Consider the following 17,619-nt stretch of genomic DNA (forward strand, 5'->3'; position numbering starts at 1 on the left):
CCCGCCGATCACCCAGTTCGCCTCACGCGGGCGCCGGAACGCGCCGGTGAAGAAGATCCGCAGCATGTGCACGGCCATCGACGCCACGAAGATCAGCGCCGCCCAGTGGTGCAGCTGCCGCATGAACAACCCACCACGGACGTCGAAGGAGAGGTCCAGGGTGGTGCGGAAGGCCTGCGACATCTCCAGGCCCTGCATGTTCTTGAAGCTGCCGTGGTAGACGACCTCCTGCATCGAGGGGTCGAAGAACAACGTCAGGTAGACGCCGGTCAGCAGCAGGATGATGAAGCTGTAGAGCGCGATCTCGCCCAGCAGGAACGACCAGTGGGTCGGGAACACCTTGTTCATCTGGTGCCGCAGGCCCTTGGCCAGGTGGTACCGCTGGTCGGCGTTGTCCGCGGCGTCGCCCAACGCCTTCTCGACCGGGCTCGACCCCTTGGTCGGCGTGGTGAGTGAACTCATGACTTACGCTCCCAAAAGGCCGGACCGATGGCCTCGATGAAGTCGCCTCGCGCGATCAAGTATCCCTCTTCGTCCACCGTGATCGGTAGCTGGGCCAGCGGACGGGTCGCCGGGCCGAAGATCGGCTTGGCGTAGTGGAGGGCGTCGAACTGCGACTGGTGGCACGGGCACAGGATGCGGTTGGTCCGCTGCTCGTACAGGGAGGTCGGGCAGCCGACGTGGCTGCAGATCTTCGTGTACGCGTACAGGTCGCCGAAGTTGAAGTCCTCCTGGCCGGCCCGCTTGACCACCTTGGCGGAGTCGGTCGGGCGCAGGCGGATCAGCATGACCGGGTTGTCCACCCGGGTCAGCGCGGCGGCCAGCAGCTCCGGCTTGCCCTTCTCGGAGTCGCGGTACGGGAAGACCGTCTCCATCGCGCCGGCGTCGAGGTCCTCGGCCTTGACCAGGCTGACCTCTTCGCCCGCTTCCAGCGGCTTGCCGGTGTTGCGGCGCAGGTAGACCTTCTCGCCCGGGAAGTTCGGCTGCCAGCCCGTGTGCCACAGCGAGTCGCGCGACTCGCTGTTCTTCCACGGGTTCTTGATGAAGGACGCCAGCGGCAGCGCCGCGGCCGCGAGGCCGAGCGCGCCGGCCCCGGCGATCGCCGAGCGCTTGATCAGCGACCGGCGGGCGATGGTGCTGCGGCTCCCGGCGTCGGCCAGGTGCGCGAGGAGCGTCGCGCGGTCGACCTCGGCCGACCCCTCGCCCTGGTTGTCGCTGCGCTGCTGCACCGCGACCTCGGCGGGCACGAACTTCTTCGTGTACAGGATCACGCCGATGCCCAGGCCGAGGATGGCCAGGCCGAGCGTGATGCCGAGCATCGGGGTGTAGAGGCTGTACCAGAAGTGGGCGGTCTCGTTGTCCGGCGCCTGGTACTGCCACGGCCACCAGATGAGCGAGACGACGAACCCGATCCCGGCCAGGGCGGACAGCCCGAACCAGAACGCGACCAGGCGCTCGGCCCGCTTCTCCGCGCGGGTGCCCTCCACGGGCCACGGGGTCGGGTACTCGACGATCTCGACCCCGTCGAGCTCGCCACCCAGCTTGACCAGCTGGTCGCGGTCCATCTCAGCCAGCTCCGCCTCCGACGGCGGCTTCGGCCCCTCGGCACTCATGCCTTCGATCCAATCCACAACGTCACGCCGATCAGCGCGGCGATCCCGACGATGAAGGCGATGACGCCCTCCGAAGCGGGGCCGACCCCGCCGAGGCCGTTACCACCCGGGTTGTTGTTGCCGTCCGACACCGACTTCACGTAGGCGACGATGTCCTTCTTCTCCTCCGGCGACAGCTGCCGGTCGGAGAACTTCGGCATGTTCTGCGGGCCGGTGAGCATGGCCGTGTAGATCTGCTCTTCGCTGGCCGGGTCCAGGTTCGGCGCGTACTTGCCCGCCGACAGGGCACCACCGCGGCCGGTGAAGTTGTGGCACGACGCGCAGTTGAGGCGGAACAGCTCGCCACCGCGGGCCGGGTCGGAGCCGCGCAGGGCCGCGCCCTTCTCGGCCGGACGCTGGACGCCGCCGCCGTGCGCCTGGATGTAGGCGCCGACCGCGTCGATCTCGGCCTCGGTCAGCTTCGGCGGCTTCCGCTCGATCTGCGCCTCCTGGCGCGCGGCGGGCATCCGGCCCGAAGAAGTCTGGAAGTACACCGCGGCGTCACCGATGCCGATCAGGCTCGGCCCGCGGTCCTTCACGCCCTCGAGGTTCGCGCCGTGGCAGGCGATGCAGGTGTTGTTGTAGACCTGCTCGCCGAGACGCAGCTGCGCCGGCGTGCCCTGGGCCTGCGCGGTCTGCGGCTCCGGGGCGAACACGGCGTACAGGGCGCCGGCGCCCACCAGCGCGATGCCGAGCGCGAGCAGGCCGGCGAACCGCCTCCGCAGCTTCGACCGCGCGCGGTAGCGGCGCTCTGCCGAATTGCGCCTCAGCTGAGAAGCACGCTTCGGCGCTGAGGACTTGGTGCTGGTGGTCATCTTGCGGCAACCCTTGCTGTCAGTTCAGGCCGATGGTGAAGGTGGTGGCGGCTGTGCGACCTACGGAAGGAGGTAGATCACACCGAAGAGGCCGACCCACACGATGTCGACGAAGTGCCAGTAGTAGGACACGACGATCGCCGACGTGGCCTGGGCGGGCGTGAACTTGCTCAGTTTCGTGCGGATGAGCAGGTACACGAAGGCGATGAGCCCGCCGATGACGTGCAGGCCGTGGAAGCCGGTGGCGAGGAAGAACACCGTGCCGAACGGGCCGGACGGGATCGTCATCCCCTCGTCGACCAGGTTGTGGTACTCGTTGGCCTGGCCGGCGACGAAGATCGCGCCCATGATCAACGTGATGATGTACCAGCGGCGCAGGCCGTAGACATCGCCGCGCTCGGCCGCGAACACGCCGAACTGGCAGGTCAGCGAGGACAGCACGAGGATCACCGTGAACGGGATCGCGTACGCCACGTTGAGGTGGAACTCCTCGCCGTGCAGCGGCGGCGGCCACTGGCCGGACGAGTTCTGCGCCTTGACGGTGAAGAACATCGCGAACAGTCCGGCGAAGAACATCAGCTCGCTGGAAAGCCACACGATGGTGCCGACACTGACCATGTTCGGCCGGTTCAGCGAGTGGACCCGCTGACTGATGGTGGGAGCTGCCGTTGTCACGCGTCGCATTATGTCCTCTCGCACCACCGCTCCGCCGGGTGGGTCCACGGCGAGCCGTCTGCGTAACCGATCACACCGGATGCCCGGGAAGGTGAGAGCTACTCATGGGTTTGCTCGACCGGCTGCTTGACCTGGTCAAAAAGCGGGAAACCGCTGGTCTGACCCCCGATGCGCCCGGCTTGGAGATCGTCGCCGAAGCCTTCGACCCGGTCGTCGCGGACTCGGCCGTCCTCGCCGGTTCACCCGCCTGGGTCAGCACGGCACCGGCCGTCCTGCGGCACCACCTGCTCCTGCCGCCGGACCGGCTCGCCGAAGCGGCGTCGATCCTCGCCCAGGACGGCTATGAGCTGCGAGAACAGTCCGCGGACGGCGACCTCGCGCGGGTGCTCGCGGTGCGCGTCCAGGTCCTCGACGCCCTGCACTGCGCCCAGGAACGGTCGCGGATGGCGGGTCTGGCGCAGCGGCTGGGCGGTGACGCGCTGGGCTGGGACGCGCTCCAGCCGGAGGCGCCCGCGTGATGTCCGTCTCGGCCGATACGATCGGGGAGTTCTGCGGTGACGAGATGGAGGCGTGTCCAACATGGGCGAGCGGTCGATGCGGGTCCTGGTGTTCAGCCACAAGGCGGAGGTGCGCGAGGCGATCGTGAACGCGGTCGGCCGGCGGCCCGCCGCCGACCTGGCGCGCGTGGACTACGTCGAGGCCGCCGGCATCGCGGACGTGCTGTCCGAGGTGGACGCGGGGAACGTCGACCTGGCGATCCTCGACGGCGAGGCGCAGCCGACCGGCGGCATCGGCCTCTGCCGCCAGCTGAAGAGCGAAATCGCCGAGTGCCCCCCGATCGTGATCGCGGTGCGGCGCAAGGACGACCGCTGGCTGGCGACGTGGTCGCAGGCGGACGCCGTGCTGGTGCACCCGCTGGACCCGCTGACCGCCGCGGAGACCGTCGCCGACGTGCTGCGACGGGTCCCCGTCGTGAACGGCTGAGCCCGGTGACCACCCCGGTCCCCCGCACCTGGCCGCCGCTGCTCAAGCAGCTCGTCGCGCGCGTCGACCTGTCCGAAGAGGACACGGCGTGGGCGATGGACCAGATCATGAGCGGGGCGGCGAGCCCGGCCCGGATCGCCGGGTTCGCGGTGGCGCTGCGCGCGAAGGGCGAGACGCCGTCGGAGATCGCCGGGATGGCGGCCACGATGCTGGCGCACGCCAAGCGCGTCGAGCTGGACCGCCCGGCCGTCGACATCGTCGGCACCGGCGGCGACGGCTCGAACTCGGTCAACATCTCGACGATGGCGACGATCGTCACGGCGGCGGCCGGCGCCCCGGTGGCCAAGCACGGCAACCGCAGCGCGTCGTCGAAGTCGGGCGCGGCGGACGTGCTGGAGGCGCTCGGCGTCACGATCTCGCTGCCGCCGGAAGACGTCCAGCGCAGTCTCACCGAGGTCGGCGTGGGGTTCTTCCTGGCGTCGGCGTTCCACCCGGCGCTGCGGCACGCGGGCCCGGTCCGCGGCGAGCTGGGCATCCCGACGACGTTCAACCTGCTGGGCCCGCTGACGAACCCGGCCCAGCCGGGCAGCGCGCTGATCGGCTGCGCGTACGAGGACAAGACGCACGTGCTGGCGGAGGTGTTCGCCCGCCGCGGCACGACGGCGCTGGTGGTCCGCGGCGACGACGGCCTGGACGAGATCACCACGACGACGACCTCGTCGGTGTGGGTGGTCTCGGGCGGAACCGTGACGAAGACGACCTTCGATCCGATGTCCGTGGGCGTGCCCCGGGCCACGGCGGAGGACCTGCGCGGCGGCGACGCGGCTTCGAACGCCCAGGTGGTCCGTGAGCTGGTCGGCGGCAAGCCGGGTCCGGTGCGGGACGCGGTCCTGATCAACGCGGCCGCCGCGTTGGCGGCGTTCACCGGGTTCTCGGGCTCGCTGGAGGACGATCTGCGCGGCGGGCTGGCCAAGGCGGCCGAGGCCATCGATTCCGGGGCCGCGGCGGCACTGCTGGACCGCTGGATCGCCTTCGCCTGAGGTCAGGGCGCTTCAGCCGCGGAAAGCCGTCCGGTAGGAGGTCGGGCTCGTTCCCCGCAACCGGGTGAACTGGTGCCGCAGCGCGGCCGCCGACGCGTACCCGCACGCCACCGCGATGTCCTCCACCGACAGCCGGCCCTCCTCCAGCAGCGCCTGGGCCCGGTCCAGCCGCCGCTCGGTCAGCCACCGGTGCGGGGTCGTCCCCGTCGCGGCCGAGAAGCGGCGCAGGAACGTCCGCTCCCCCAGCCCGCTTCGCCGAGCCAGCTCAGCCACCGTGAACGGCTGGTCCAGCCGCCGCTCCACCCACTCCAGGGCTTCGGCCACCACGGAGTCGTCCGGGGCCGACGGGACCGGCGCCTGGACGAACTGAGCCTGTCCCCCGGCCCGGAACGGCGCCGCCACCATCCGGCGCGCCAGCGTCGTCGCCGCCGTGACGCCGCGCAGCCGGCGCACCAGGTGCAGGCACAGGTCCACCGCCGCCACCGTGCCCGCACTCGTCGAGATCCCGCCGTCGTCGGCGTACAGCGCCTGGGTGTCCACCGACGCCGCCGGGAAGCGGGCGCGGAACTCCGCTTCGTACACCCAGTGGACCGTGCAGCGGCGGCCGTCCAGCAGGCCCGCGTAGCCCAGCGTGAACACCCCCGCGCAGAACCCCGCCACCCACGCGCCCCGCGCTGCCGCGTCCCGCAGGACGTCCAGCACTTCGGCCGGCGGTGGTGCCGTCCGGGGTGCGCACGTCGGCACGATCAGCAGGTCGGCCGACGCCGCGAAGTCCAGGTCCTGGAGCCCCGAGAGCCCGAAGCCCGACCAGCTGGCCACCGGCGCGCCCGCCGGCGAGCAGACCCCGAACTCCCAGCCCTCGATGCCGTCGGCGGTCCGGTCCGTGCCGAAGACCTCGCACGCGACCCCCAGCTCGAACGGCGAAACGTGGTCGGCCAGCACCACCGCGACCCGGTTGACGTCCATGGCGGCCAGCATGTCACAAGTTTTGCGGCCGTTGTCATCTCTGACACTGGTTGCGCCCAAGCAAGCGGACGAACCTGGACGCCATGACGAACTCCGAAACCCGCCCGCTGCTCCAGTGGTCCGCGGCGATGGCGATGTCCGGCACGATCGGCGCCGTCGTCCTCGAAAGCGGCGCGGCCGCTCCCGCTGTCGCCTTCGCCCGCTGCCTCGTCGGCGGGACACTGCTGGTGATCTGGTGCTTCGCCCGCGGCTGGCTGCCGTCCTGGCGGCCCTCGAGGCGCGACCTCGGGCTGGCCGTCCTCGGCGGGCTGTTCCTGGTCGGCAACTGGGTGCTGCTGTTCGCGTCCTACGCGCTGTCGTCGATCTCGGTCAGCACCGTCGTCTACCACACGCAGCCGCTCATCCTGGTCGGCCTGGCGGCGGCGTTCCTCGGCGAGAAGGTGGCGAAGAGCCACCTGGTCCGGGCCGCGATCGCGTTCGGCGGGGTCGCCCTGATCTCGCTCTCCGCGCACGGCGAGGACGGCAAGCCCGTGCAGCTCGCGGGCATCGGGCTGGCGCTCGGCGCGGCCGTGCTCTACGCCGGCGCGTCCTTCGTCGCGAAGCAGCTGAAGCACATCCGCCCGCATCTGCTCGCGGCCGTCCAGACGACGGTGGGCGCGCTCGTGCTGGCCCCCGTGCTGCTGATCACGCCGCTACCGACGACCACGCGGGGACTGCTCTGGCTCGTGCTGCTGGGCACCGTCCACACGGCCCTGATGTACGTGCTGATGTACGCGAGCATCGGCAAGCTGCCGACCACGACGGTGGCGCTGCTGTCCTACCTCTACCCGGTGGTCGCGGTGCTGGTGGACATCGCCTTCTACGGCCACCGCCCGACCTGGCCGGAGGCACTGGGGATGCTCGCAGTACTGGCCGCGGCGCTGAGTCCTCAGCGCCGCGGCCAGTCGAAGAAAGAACCGCAGGTCAGTCGTGCGACGGACCCGTGTGGTACTCGAACACCAGCCCGCCGATCGTGATGAGCAGCGCGACCAGCGCGATGACGAGCAGCCAGATGTGGAAGAACGCCAGGCCCAGCGCGGCGAGGGCCGCCGTGGCGGCCATGCCGACCGGCCAGTAGCTGCCCGGGCTGAAGAAGCCCAGCTCGCCGGCACCGTCGCTGATCTCGGCGTCCTCGCGGTCCTCCGGGCGCGGTTCGATGCGGCGGGCGACGAACTGCATGTAGCTGCCCGCGAGGAACGCGAGGCCACCGGTGAGGAACAGGGCCACGATGCCGACCGGCTCGGCCCCGTGGGTGGCGGCCAGCGCGGTCCACACCCAGTACACGGCCGCCATGAACACGGCGAAGATCGCCACGATGAAGAAGATGCGGGCTTCGACCTTCATGGGTCTTTCCTACTCCCTGTGTGACGACGCCGTCAGTTGGACGCGGTCCGCGCCGTGCGGTCGGTGTTGAACGGCTGGGTGGTCACCGCGTGCGGGGTGCACAGCACGCCGCAGTTCATCTTCGCCAGCGCTTCGGACGCGGTGAACGTCTGGCCGGTGGCCGGGTTCACCTGCTTGCGCAGCTGGATGTACTGGTCGTACTTGTCCGGCGACAGCGCGCGGACCTCGAAGTTCATCACCGAGTGGTAGGTGCCGCACAGCTCCGCGCACCGGCCGACGAAGGAGCCTTCGCGGTCGATCGTGTTCTGGAAGGAGCTGTCCTGGTTGTTCTTGTCCGGGTTCGGCATGACGTCCCGCTTGAAGTGGAACTCCGGCACCCAGAAGGAGTGGATCACGTCGGTGGAGATGAGGTCGTACTGGATGACCTTGCCGACCGGGAGCACCAACAGCGGGATTTCGCCGGACGAGCCGACCGTGCTGACCTGGCCGCTGCCGTCGGGCTTCGCCGCGTTGGCGTCCTCGTACTTGAACTCCCAGTTCCACTGGAAGGCCACGACCTGGACCTTGACGTCCGGGTTCGGGACCTTGTCCAGGACCTTCGACTCCGTCGTCGCGGTGAAGAAGAACAGGACGCAGACCATGATCGTCGGGACGACGACCGTGAACAGCTCGAGCGGGATGTTGTACTGGAACTGCCGGGGCAGCTCCTCCGGCTCGCCGTCGACGGTCTTCTTCTTGCGGTGGAACGCCGCGGTCCAGAAGATCAGGGCCCACACGATGGCGCCGACGATCAGCGCGGCCACCACGGTCCAGGTCCACAGCGTGCGCATCTGGTCGGCCTGGTGCGTGACGCCCACCGGCCAGCCGAACCGCAGGATCTCGTCGCCGGAGCAGCCCGTCGCGGTCAGCGCGACCAGCACGGCCAGCGCGGCGACGCGCACGGTCCGCTTCCCCAGGGTGCGCTTGGGTTGTCCCACTGCGCCTCGCCCTTTCACCCAGAGCCTCCTACGACAGATCTTTGTGACAGCCGGACTCTAGCCGAGTTGGCCGGTCCCGCTGACCAAGGGGTAACCATCGACGCGCGTGTTACGCGCCACGGCGGCCCCGGCATACTGGGGCCTTCCCCAGCCCGGTGAGAACTCCGAAGGTGTGTGAGTACCCGTGTGCGGCCTGCTTGGACTGATCTGCGCGACCGAGACCGGCGCGGCGAACGCGCGTGAAGCCGTCGGCGCGGCCATGCGCTGCCAGCGCCACCGCGGCCCCGACGAGCAGGACACCTGGGCCGACGCCGAGGTCGTCTACGGCTTCAACCGGCTCGCCTTCATCGACGTCGAGCACGCCCACCAGCCGCTGGTCTGGGGCCCGCCGGAGGCGCCCGGCCGGTACACGATGAACTTCAACGGCGAGATCTACAACTACCTGGAGCTGCGCGCCGAGCTGGCCGAGCGGCACGGGGCGAAGTTCGAGACCGAGGGCGACGGCGAGGCCATCGTCGCCGGCTTCCACTACCTGGGCGCCGACTGGGTCAAGCGCCTGCGCGGCATGTTCGCCTTCATGATCTGGGACTCCCAGGAGAAGAAGGTCTTCGGCGCCCGCGACCCGTTCGGGATCAAGCCGCTGTTCTACTCGGCCGGCCCCGGTGGCGTGGCGTTCTCCAGCGAGAAGAAGAGCCTGCTCGAGCTGTCGGACACCCTCGGCGTCGCCCAGGAGCTGGACCGCAAGGCCCTCCAGCACTACCTGGTCCTGCAGTACGTGCCCGAGCCCGAGTCGCTGCACACCGCGATCCGCCGCGTCGAGTCCGGCACCTCGTTCGAGGTGGCCCCCGGTGGTGAGGTGGAGTTCACCCGCTACTTCCACCCGCAGTTCGCGACCAAGCCGGTCAACGGGCCGGCCGAGGCGGAGGCGCTGTACGAGCGGATCGCCGATGTGATGCGCGACTCGGTCGGCAAGCACATGATCTCCGACCCCGACGTCACCGTCGGCGCGTTCCTGTCGGGCGGCATCGACTCGACGGCCACCGCCACGCTGGCCAAGGAACACAACCCGAACCTGATCGCCTTCACCACCGGGTTCGAGCGCGAGGGCTACTCCGAGGTCGACGTCGCCGCCGAGTCGGCCGCCGCGATCGGCGTGAAGCACGTGGTCCGCACGGTCACCGCGGACGAGATGATGGAGGTCCTGCCGCTCATCGTCTGGTACCTCGACGACCCGGTGGCCGACCCCGCGCTGGTCCCGCTGTGGTTCATCGCCCGCGAGGCCCGCAAGCACGTCAAGGCGGTGCTCTCGGGTGAGGGCGCGGACGAGCTGTTCGGCGGCTACACGATCTACAACGAGCCGATTTCGCTGGCGCCGTTCGAGAAGATCCCCGGCGGCATGCGCAAGCTCATCGGCAAGGTCTCGACCAAGATCCCCGAGGGCACCCGCGGCAAGGACCTGCTGCGCCGCGGCGCGCTGCCGCTGGAGGACCGCTACTACGGCAACGCCCGCAACTTCCGCGACGACCAGCTGCGCAACGTCCTGAAGAGCTACCAGGAAGGCGTGGGCTTCAAGGACGTCACGGCGCCCTGGTACGACGTCTCGCGCGGCTGGGACCCGGTCGCCCGCATGCAGCACGTCGACCTCTACACGTGGCTGCGCGGCGACATCCTGGTCAAGGCCGACAAGGTCACCATGGCTAACTCGCTCGAGCTGCGGGTGCCGTTCCTGGACGCCGAGGTGTTCAAGGTCGCCGCGTCGATCCCGCTGGACCAGAAGCTGGCCCACGGCACCACGAAGTACGCGCTGCGCCAGGCGCTGGCGAAGATCATCCCCGCGCACGTGCTCAACCGCCGCAAGCTCGGCTTCCCGGTGCCGATCCGGCTGTGGCTGCGCAACGAGATGTACGACTGGGCCAAGGGGATCATCAACGATTCCCGGACCGACGAGCTGCTGGACAAGAAGGCGATCCTGGCGCTGCTGGAGGAGCACAAGGCGGGCCAGCTGGACCGCAGCCGCCAGCTGTGGGCGCTGATCGTGTTCATGCTGTGGCACGGCATCTTCGTCGAGCACCGGATCAAGCCCGAGGTCCCCGAGCCGGTGTACCCGGTGAAGCTCTGACGCTCGTGTGACGAAGGCCCCGCACCGGTTTTGGTGCGGGGCCTTCGTCGTGTCCGGGCTCAGGCGGCGGGCAGGACCGCCGAGATCTCCTCGGCCGCCTCCGGGCCGAAAGCCTCGCCGATGCGGGCCAGGGCTTCGGCGCGGTCGAACGTCCACTCCTGCGTGCCGACCGTCTCCAGGACCAGCACCGCGATCAGCGAGCCGAGCTGGGCCGCGCGCTCGACGTTCAGGCCGCCGTCGAGACCGGCCAGGAAGCCCGCGCGGAAGCCGTCGCCGACGCCCGTCGGGTCGGCCTTCGCGCGCTCGGGGACCGCGCCGATCTGCAGGGCCACGCCGTCCTTGCCGACGATCTCGACGCCCTTCTCCCCCAGCGTCGTGATCCGCAGGCCGACCTGGTCGAGGACGTCGGCCTCGGTCCAGCCGGTCTTCTGGAGCAGCAGCTCCCACTCGTAGTCGTTGCTGAACAGGTACTTCGCGCCGGCGACGAACGCGCGCGCCTGCTCGCCGGTCATCCGGGCCAGCTGCTGCGACGGGTCGACGGCGAACGCGTACCCGCGCTGGCGGCACTCCTCGGCGTGGCGGACCATGCCCTCGGGGTCGTCCGGGCTGATCAGCACCAGGCTGAGGTCGCCGGCGCGCTCGGCGATCGGCTGCAGCTCGATGTTGCGGGACTCGGCCATCGCGCCGGCGTAGAACGTCGCGATCTGGCAGAGGTCCTCGTCGGTCGTGCAGACGAACCGCGCGGTGTGCGCGACCTCCGACACGTGCACGCCGGACGTGTCGACGCCGTGGCGCTCCAGCCAGGAGCGGTAGTCCGCGAAGTCGGCGCCGACGGCGCCCACGAGCACCGGCTGCACGCCGAGCACCCCGAGGCCGAAGGCGATGTTCGCGCCGATGCCGCCGCGCCGGACCACGAGGTCGTCGGCGAGGAAGCTCAGCGAGACCCGGTGCAGCTGCTCGGCGACCAGCTGCTCCGCGAACCTGCCCGGGAAATGCATGAGGTGGTCGGTTGCGATACTGCCGGACACCGCGATCCTGGCCCTGTCTGCCACCGGCTGCTCCTTTGTGCTCGACCTCACGACAAAAGGCGCGAAGTTACCCCCGGGTCATGACCCAACCGGGTAGTTCGCGCGTGCCCAGCCGACACTACCGGCTGGTACTCCTTCTCCAGTCGAGAGCGGATCAATAGCGTTACGAATCGTGAACGCCGTCACCGAACCCGAGACCCTGTCCGAGCTGATCGCCGACTGCGCGCTCATCCCGGCGACGCTGCAGGCCGAGAGCCTGCCGCTGCCCCGCGTCACGGCCGAGCCGTGGGAGGTCGACGAGGCGTGCCACGCCCAGGTGGCCGAGCTCGACGCGTACGTGTAGTCCGCAGAGACGAAGAAGGCCCCGCCTCCCTTCCGGGAGACGGGGCCTTCTCGCGTGCTGTGGATCTTCTCGCGGACGACTCAGTGGAACGAGTCGCCGCAGGCGCAGGAGCCGGTGGCGTTCGGGTTGTCGATCGTGAAGCCCTGCTTCTCGATCGTGTCCACGAAGTCGATGACGGCTTCCGACACGTACGGCGCGCTCATCCGGTCCACGGCGACCTTGAGGCCGTCGAAGTCGCGGAACAGGTCGCCGTCGAGCGTGCGCTCGTCGAAGAACAGCTGGTAGCGCAGGCCCGCGCAGCCACCGGGCTGGACGGCGATGCGCAGGTGCATGTCGTCGCGGCCCTCCTGCTCGAGCAGGGCCTTCGCCTTGGAAGCCGCGGCGTCGGTCAACGTGACGCCGTGGGTCTCCTCGGCGGTCTCGGCCTGCGTCGCGCCGGCGTGCTCAGCGGTCGTCATGGCACTCCCTCTAAGTTCGAACTCGCTGCGGATACTCCTCGTGCTGACGTCTTCAACACGCGGTGCGTCCGATCTGTTCCCCCACCATCGTCGCACATGGATCGACCTGGTGAACGGCGGCGTGACGCCTGCAATACCCTGGTGAGGTGAGGTTCCTGCGCCGAAGCACCACAGACACCGCCGCCGAAGAGGCGGAGACGACCGAAGCCGTCGACATCGGCGGCAAGTCGTTCACGCCCGGTAAGGGCAAGGCTACGCCGAAGCGGCGTGACGCGGAGGCGAAGCGGCGCGGCCCGGTGGCGCCCCCGCCGACCACCATGCGCGAGGCGATGAAGCGCAACAAGGAACTGCGCAAGTCGAACCCGCAGACGAAGGAAGACCGCCGCGCGGCGGCAAAGGCCCGCCGCGACGCGATGATGCGCGGCGACGACAGCGCCCTCCTGCCGCGCGACCGCGGGCCGGTCAAGAGGTACGTCCGCGACCTGGTCGACAGCCGGCGCAACCTGCTGGGCCTGTTCATGCCGCTGGCGATCCTGGTGTTCCTGGCGCTGCTGGTGCCGCTGCCCAAGGTCCAGTCGTACATCACGCTGCTGTGCACGGCGATGCTGCTGGTGATGGCGATCGAGGGCTTCGTGAACGGCCGCAAGATCGCGAAGCTGGCGCGGGAGAAGTTCCCGAAGGAAGCGGTGAGCGGCCGGTCGATCGGGTGGTACGCGTTCGTGCGGGCGTCCCAGATCCGGCGGTTGCGGGTGCCCAAGCCGCGGCTGAAGGCCGGGGATCCGATCCCCAACTGAGCTGGTTTCGAGAAGCCGGGTGGAGCAAGCCTCCACCCGGCTTCTTTCTGTCCGGGCTCGCTTCGGCAACCCGGACCGATGTCGGGTAGCCGGACGCCGCGCCCTTCTCGCTGAGCGGGCCGGCCTCCGGCAACCCGACCGCTGCACACCGCCGGGCTCGCCCGGTACGCGCCACCGGCGGCGTATCCGCCCCTTGAGTTCCGCACGCGGTACGGCTCGGCGTCGGCGACCGCCGGATGAAGCTGGAGTCACTCCAGGGTCGTTAGCAAAGCAAACGATTACCGCCTAGGCTGAGCCCCATGGAGTTTCGTCGTCTCGGCCGCAGTGGCCTCAACGTCAGTGAGATCTCGTACGGGAACTGGCTCACCCACGGTTCCCAGGTCGAGGAGGACCAGGCGCACGCCTGCATCAAGGCCGCCCTCGAGGCCGGCATCACCACCTTCGACACCGCCGATGTCTACGCCAACACCGCCGCCGAATCGGTCCTCGGCCGTGGCCTCAAGGGCCAGCGGCGGGAAAGCCTGGAGATCTTCACCAAGGTCTTCTGGCCCACCGGTCCCAAGGGCCCCAACGACAAGGGCCTGTCCCGCAAGCACATCATGGAGTCGGCGAACGCGTCCCTGCAGCGGCTCGGCACCGACTACGTCGACCTCTACCAGGCGCACCGGTTCGACCGGACCGTTCCGCTCGAAGAGACCATGCTCGCCTTCGCCGACCTCGTCCGCCAGGGCAAGGTGCTCTACGTCGGCGTCTCCGAATGGACCGCCGAGCAGATCTCGCGCGGGGCCGCCCTCGCCCGGGAGCTGAAGATCCCCTTCGTCTCCAACCAGCCGCAGTACAACATGCTCTGGCGCGTCATCGAGGACCAGGTCATCCCCACCTCGGAGCGGGAAGGCCTCAGCCAGATCGTCTGGTCGCCGATCGCGCAGGGCGTGCTGACCGGCAAGTACAAGCCCGGCCAGGACTACCCCGCCGGCTCGCGGGCCACCGACGAGAAGGGCGGCGCCAACATGGTCGCGCGCTTCCTCGACGAGACCGTCCTCAAGCGCGTCGCCGAGCTGGAACCGCTCGCCGAGCAGGCGGACCTCTCCCTCGCGCAGCTCGCCGTCGCGTGGGTGCTGCAGAACCCGAACGTCGCCTCGGCGATCATCGGGGCCTCGCGCCCGGAGCAGGTGCACGAGAACGTCAAGGCCGCCGGCAAGAAGCTCGACGCCGACCTCATGACGGCCATCGACGACGTCCTCGGCGACGTCGTCGAGCGTGACGCGAGCCTGACCAAGAGCCCCTAGTCCTGGTTGATCCGGCCCTGGAACGGCACGTCGAACTCGAACGCGTCCTCCGGGGCCAGCCGGGGCTGCAGCCCGAACCCGCGCAGGAGGCGGCTGGCCCCCGCCAGCCGGTCGCCTCCTCGCCCGGGGACCCGCGACGGCGCGAGGCCGTGCGAAACCAGCAGCGTCTCGACTTCGTCGATCAGCTTGTACGGGTCGTAATCACCCACGGACCCAGGTCTTCCCGGTGATCCGCTCGTAGACCTCCGTGTAGCGCTGCCGCGTCTGCTCGACGATCTCCGCGGGGATCTCCGGCCCGGGCGGGGTCTTGTCCCAGCCGGTCGTCAGCGACCAGTCGCGGACGAACTGCTTGTCGAACGCGTGCTGCGGACGGCCCGGCTCCCACTCGTCGGCCGGCCAGAACCGCGACGAGTCCGACGTCAGGACCTCGTCGCCGAGGGTCAGCGTGCCTTCGGCGTCGAAGCCGAACTCGAGCTTCGTGTCGGCGATGATGACGCCTTGGGCGGCCGCGTGTTCGGCGCCCTTCGTGTAGATCTCCAGCGTCAGCTCGCGAAGCCGCTTCGCGGTGTCTTCGCCGATCTCGTTCAGGACCTCGTCGAAGGTCATGAACTCGTCGTGGCCGGTGTCGGAGATCTTCGTCGTCGGCGTGAAGATCGGCTCCGGCAGCTTGTCGCCCTCGACCAGGCCCGGCGGCAGCGCGACGCCGGAGATCTTGCCGTCGCGTTGGTACTCGCGCAGGCCCAGGCCGGCCAGGTAGCCGCGCGCGATGCACTCGACCTGGACCATCTTCAGCGGCTTGCAGCGCGTCGCGCGGCCGGCGAACTCCGCCGGCACGTCCGTCGTCGACACCACGTGGTTCGGGACGACGCCGGCCATCCGCTCGAACCACCACGCGGACAGCTGGTTGAGCAGCGCGCCCTTGTCCGGGATCGGCGTCGGCAGCGAGACGTCGTAGACCGAAACCCGGTCGGACGCGACGAGCAGGATGTCCCCGCCGTCGAGTTCGTACAGGTCACGGACCTTGCCCGCGTGGATGTGCTTCATTCGCCGTCCTCAGTCGTGTACTCGTAGAAAATCCAGTGGTCCGGCAAGGCGGCGGATTCACCGTACTCGACGACCGTCCCGTCGGCCGCCAGGAAGGTGCTCCGGCCGAGCAGCACCGGCGACCCGGCCGGCAGCTCCAGCTCGGCCGCCTCCTCCTCGCCCGCGCGGCCCGCCGCGTGCCGTTCCTGCGTCGTCGCGATGCTCGTGCCCAGGCGCGTGGCCGCGTGCACCGACGTGCCTTCGACGATCCGCTCCGGCACCAGCAGCGCCGGCGCCTTCGCCGACAGCACGCCGTCGAACCACGACGTCGACGTCGACAGCGGCCGCGAATCCGGCCCGTAGGTGGTACGGCGCCGCCGGATCGCCGGGGCACCCTCCTCCAGGCCCAGTGCGGCCGCGGCGCGCTCGGACGCCGGCTCGAGGCCGGCCGAGCGGATCACCGCGAAGTGGCCGGGCGGGTAGATCCGGCCCGTGCGCACCGAAGCGGCGCTGCGGTCGCGGGCCGTGCGGTGCAGGCCGCCGCGGTCGACGACCGTGCCGACGCCGCGCACCGGGCGCACGAGCCCCTGCGAGCGGAGCGTGGCCAGCACCTTGGTGGCCGTCGCCATGGCGACGGCCCACGTGCGCGCGATCTCGCGGGCGGACGGCACCGCGTCGCCCTCCTGCAGCCGGCCGGACAGGATGTCGTCACGGATGCGGCCCGCGATCTGCAGGTACGGCGGCTCAGGACGGTCGAGGGTGGGCAAGGCGGCTCCTCACAAGGACAACACGCACAAGTGTTCTAGCACGCCGGGGTGTCTCCCACAAAGACCTGTTCAGAACCACCCAGGTGTACTAGTACACGTGCTGGACTGCGCTCTAGTACGCAAGTTACCCTCGAAAGTGTGTCCCCGCCCACAGCGCACAACGGCTCCAGCGGCCAGGGCCTCGAGGAACTCCTCGAGGAGCTCCGGCGCCGCAAGTGGGTGCTGCACCTGTTCGGCGGCCGCGAGGCCCCGGAGATCTACGCGGCCGTGCACCGGTGGCCGACCTGCGCGGACGTCATCGTCCTGCGGGACGAGCACCGGGCGAGCGCCTACCGCGTGCCCTTGTTCCCGGGCACCGACGTGTTCAGCCCGAAGGTGGTCACGTGGCAATACCACGCCACCCCGGTCTGGACGCTGCGGGCGGTGCTCACCCTCGCGGAGCCCGGCACCCCGGGCGCGCCGCTGCAGGCACTGCGGCCACAGCCGGAGTGCCACATCCCGCCGGAGCTGCGCCACGACGTGACGATCCGGCCGACGGGCACCACGGAGACCGAAGGGAACGACGGTGGCGGCCCGCCCGCGTGCGCCTAGTCAGCGGGCGAGCAGCCGCTCCGCGACCACCAGGTCGTGGGGGTAGGTGATCTTGAGGTTCTCGGGAGCACCCGGGACCCAGCGGATCGGCAGGGAGGAGAACCGCTCCATGCAGGACGAAGTGTCCGTACCCACGAAGCCCTCGCGCTCGGCCTGTTCGTAGGCCTCGAGCAGCGGTCCGGCCCGGAAGCCCTGAGGCGTCTGGACTCGGATCGCGCCGGGCACCTGGGCGACCAGGTGCCCGGCATCCACTCCGACGACGTCGTCGGCGGCCAGGCCCGGCACAGCCCCCCCGTCCTCGCGTGTCCGGGCCAACACCGCGCCGATCAGCTCGGAGTGGACCAGCGGCCGGGCCGCGTCGTGCAGCAGCACGGCGTCGACCCGGCCGCCTCTTATGCGCGGGGCGAGGTGGCGCAGGGCGTTGAGCTCGGACGCCTGGCGCGTGTCCCCGCCGTGCACGATCTCGACGCCGTCGCCGGCCACCTCGTCGGCGAGTTCGCGGTCCTGCGGCCGGATCACCAGCACCAGCACGCCGATGCCGGGGACGCGCCGGAAGGCGTCGAGCGACCAGGCGACCACCCGCCGCCCGGCCAGGGGCAGGTAGACCTTGTTCAGCTTCGCGCCGACGCGGGTGCCCGCGCCGCTGGCCAGCACCACCGCGGCCGCCGTCGTCTCCACGAGCCGCGAGACTACCGGGGCGGCCGGCGGACGCCGG

General features: G+C 70.1%; 22 protein-coding genes. 9 read left to right on the forward strand and 13 right to left on the reverse strand.

The features are described from left to right. The 4 genes from ACZ7OH_RS50560 to ctaE all read right to left on the reverse strand — a co-directional run. Positions 1-462, reverse strand: a 462-nt coding sequence (locus ACZ7OH_RS50560; RefSeq protein WP_470287502.1) for a cytochrome b N-terminal domain-containing protein, incomplete at its 3' end; no start/stop codon positions are given. Beyond that, positions 459-1,613: a cytochrome bc1 complex Rieske iron-sulfur subunit gene (gene qcrA / locus ACZ7OH_RS50565; RefSeq protein WP_470287503.1), complete on the reverse strand. Its 1,155-nt coding sequence runs from the start codon at positions 1,611-1,613 to the stop codon at positions 459-461. The genes qcrA and ACZ7OH_RS50560, both read right to left, overlap by 4 nt. Beyond that, entirely contained in the window at positions 1,610-2,467 is an 858-nt protein-coding gene (qcrC, locus tag ACZ7OH_RS50570; RefSeq protein WP_470287504.1) for a cytochrome bc1 complex diheme cytochrome c subunit, read from the reverse strand. Before qcrC ends, qcrA begins: the two co-directional genes overlap by 4 nt. A 60-nt stretch (positions 2,468-2,527) precedes the next feature. Next, entirely contained in the window at positions 2,528-3,151 is a 624-nt protein-coding gene (ctaE, locus tag ACZ7OH_RS50575; protein ID WP_470287505.1) for an aa3-type cytochrome oxidase subunit III, read from the reverse strand. Positions 3,152-3,246: 95 nt separating this feature from the next. Here ctaE and ACZ7OH_RS50580 point away from each other — a divergent pair, with 95 nt between their 5' ends. The 3 genes from ACZ7OH_RS50580 (at position 3,247) to trpD (ending at position 5,166) form a co-directional block, all read left to right on the forward strand. Further along, positions 3,247-3,660 (forward strand): hypothetical protein, encoded by a 414-nt coding sequence (locus tag ACZ7OH_RS50580; protein ID WP_470287506.1) that lies wholly within the window; start codon positions 3,247-3,249, stop codon positions 3,658-3,660. Between the two features lie 61 nt (positions 3,661-3,721). After that, positions 3,722-4,126, forward strand: a complete 405-nt coding sequence (locus ACZ7OH_RS50585) for a hypothetical protein (protein ID WP_400893303.1) — start codon at positions 3,722-3,724, stop codon at positions 4,124-4,126. A 5-nt stretch (positions 4,127-4,131) separates the two neighbouring features. Further along, complete coding sequence (gene trpD / locus ACZ7OH_RS50590; RefSeq protein WP_470287507.1) at positions 4,132-5,166, forward strand: anthranilate phosphoribosyltransferase; 1,035 nt, start codon at positions 4,132-4,134, stop codon at positions 5,164-5,166. Between the two features lie 12 nt (positions 5,167-5,178). On the opposite strand, the gene ACZ7OH_RS50595 is transcribed toward trpD, so the two are convergent. Continuing rightward, positions 5,179-6,132: a GlxA family transcriptional regulator gene (locus ACZ7OH_RS50595; protein WP_470287535.1), complete on the reverse strand. Its 954-nt coding sequence runs from the start codon at positions 6,130-6,132 to the stop codon at positions 5,179-5,181. An 83-nt stretch (positions 6,133-6,215) separates the two neighbouring features. On the opposite strand from ACZ7OH_RS50595, the gene ACZ7OH_RS50600 reads away from it, so the two are divergent. After that, a complete protein-coding gene (locus tag ACZ7OH_RS50600) occupies positions 6,216-7,148 on the forward strand; it encodes a DMT family transporter (protein ID WP_470287508.1) in 933 nt (310 codons plus the stop codon). Here the strand turns inward: ACZ7OH_RS50600 and ACZ7OH_RS50605 are convergent. Continuing rightward, a complete protein-coding gene (locus ACZ7OH_RS50605; protein WP_372668948.1) occupies positions 7,096-7,515 on the reverse strand; it encodes a cytochrome c oxidase subunit 4 in 420 nt (139 codons plus the stop codon). The genes ACZ7OH_RS50600 and ACZ7OH_RS50605 overlap by 53 nt on opposite strands. Before the next feature lie 32 nt (positions 7,516-7,547). Further along, positions 7,548-8,492 (reverse strand): aa3-type cytochrome oxidase subunit II, encoded by a 945-nt coding sequence (gene ctaC / locus ACZ7OH_RS50610; protein WP_470287509.1) that lies wholly within the window; start codon positions 8,490-8,492, stop codon positions 7,548-7,550. Between the two features lie 184 nt (positions 8,493-8,676). On the opposite strand from ctaC, the gene asnB reads away from it, so the two are divergent. Then, complete coding sequence (asnB, locus tag ACZ7OH_RS50615; protein ID WP_470287510.1) at positions 8,677-10,611, forward strand: asparagine synthase (glutamine-hydrolyzing); 1,935 nt, start codon at positions 8,677-8,679, stop codon at positions 10,609-10,611. Between the two features lie 59 nt (positions 10,612-10,670). Here asnB and ACZ7OH_RS50620 read toward each other — a convergent pair whose 3' ends face one another. Continuing rightward, entirely contained in the window at positions 10,671-11,663 is a 993-nt protein-coding gene (locus ACZ7OH_RS50620) for a carbohydrate kinase family protein (protein WP_400888776.1), read from the reverse strand. 148 nt (positions 11,664-11,811) lie between these two features. On the opposite strand from ACZ7OH_RS50620, the gene ACZ7OH_RS50625 reads away from it, so the two are divergent. After that, the gene (locus ACZ7OH_RS50625; RefSeq protein WP_470287511.1) at positions 11,812-11,982 is read left to right on the forward strand and encodes a hypothetical protein; all 171 of its coding nucleotides are present in this window, start codon (positions 11,812-11,814) and stop codon (positions 11,980-11,982) included. A gap of 80 nt (positions 11,983-12,062) precedes the next feature. Here the strand turns inward: ACZ7OH_RS50625 and ACZ7OH_RS50630 are convergent, their stop codons facing one another. Further along, complete coding sequence (locus tag ACZ7OH_RS50630; protein ID WP_004562664.1) at positions 12,063-12,440, reverse strand: HesB/IscA family protein; 378 nt, start codon at positions 12,438-12,440, stop codon at positions 12,063-12,065. 146 nt (positions 12,441-12,586) lie between these two features. On the opposite strand from ACZ7OH_RS50630, the gene ACZ7OH_RS50635 reads away from it, so the two are divergent. Together ACZ7OH_RS50635 and ACZ7OH_RS50640 are read left to right on the forward strand one after the other, a co-directional pair. Further along, positions 12,587-13,234 (forward strand): DUF3043 domain-containing protein, encoded by a 648-nt coding sequence (locus tag ACZ7OH_RS50635; RefSeq protein ID WP_470287512.1) that lies wholly within the window; start codon positions 12,587-12,589, stop codon positions 13,232-13,234. 299 nt (positions 13,235-13,533) lie between these two features. Then, a complete protein-coding gene (locus tag ACZ7OH_RS50640; RefSeq protein ID WP_400888767.1) occupies positions 13,534-14,523 on the forward strand; it encodes an aldo/keto reductase family protein in 990 nt (329 codons plus the stop codon). On the opposite strand, the gene ACZ7OH_RS50645 is transcribed toward ACZ7OH_RS50640, so the two are convergent. Genes ACZ7OH_RS50645 through ACZ7OH_RS50655 form a run of 3 tightly spaced genes read right to left on the reverse strand, consistent with a single transcriptional unit; the run spans position 14,520 to position 16,313 of the window. Then, complete coding sequence (locus ACZ7OH_RS50645) at positions 14,520-14,732, reverse strand: hypothetical protein (RefSeq protein ID WP_400888764.1); 213 nt, start codon at positions 14,730-14,732, stop codon at positions 14,520-14,522. The two genes, ACZ7OH_RS50640 and ACZ7OH_RS50645, sit on opposite strands and share 4 nt — an antisense overlap. After that, positions 14,725-15,567, reverse strand: a complete 843-nt coding sequence (locus ACZ7OH_RS50650) for a phosphoribosylaminoimidazolesuccinocarboxamide synthase (protein WP_470287513.1) — start codon at positions 15,565-15,567, stop codon at positions 14,725-14,727. Before ACZ7OH_RS50650 ends, ACZ7OH_RS50645 begins: the two co-directional genes overlap by 8 nt. Further along, positions 15,564-16,313: a GntR family transcriptional regulator gene (locus ACZ7OH_RS50655; protein ID WP_400888758.1), complete on the reverse strand. Its 750-nt coding sequence runs from the start codon at positions 16,311-16,313 to the stop codon at positions 15,564-15,566. The genes ACZ7OH_RS50650 and ACZ7OH_RS50655 overlap by 4 nt, the downstream gene beginning before the upstream one ends. A gap of 138 nt (positions 16,314-16,451) precedes the next feature. On the opposite strand from ACZ7OH_RS50655, the gene ACZ7OH_RS50660 reads away from it, so the two are divergent. After that, positions 16,452-16,904: a hypothetical protein gene (locus tag ACZ7OH_RS50660; RefSeq protein ID WP_400888755.1), complete on the forward strand. Its 453-nt coding sequence runs from the start codon at positions 16,452-16,454 to the stop codon at positions 16,902-16,904. Here the strand turns inward: ACZ7OH_RS50660 and ACZ7OH_RS50665 are convergent, their stop codons facing one another. Next, a complete protein-coding gene (locus tag ACZ7OH_RS50665; RefSeq protein WP_400888752.1) occupies positions 16,905-17,582 on the reverse strand; it encodes an IspD/TarI family cytidylyltransferase in 678 nt (225 codons plus the stop codon). It lies immediately after the preceding gene. Positions 17,583-17,619: the final 37 nt, after the last annotated feature.

The organism is Amycolatopsis sp. NPDC114478 (genome assembly GCF_055633805.1).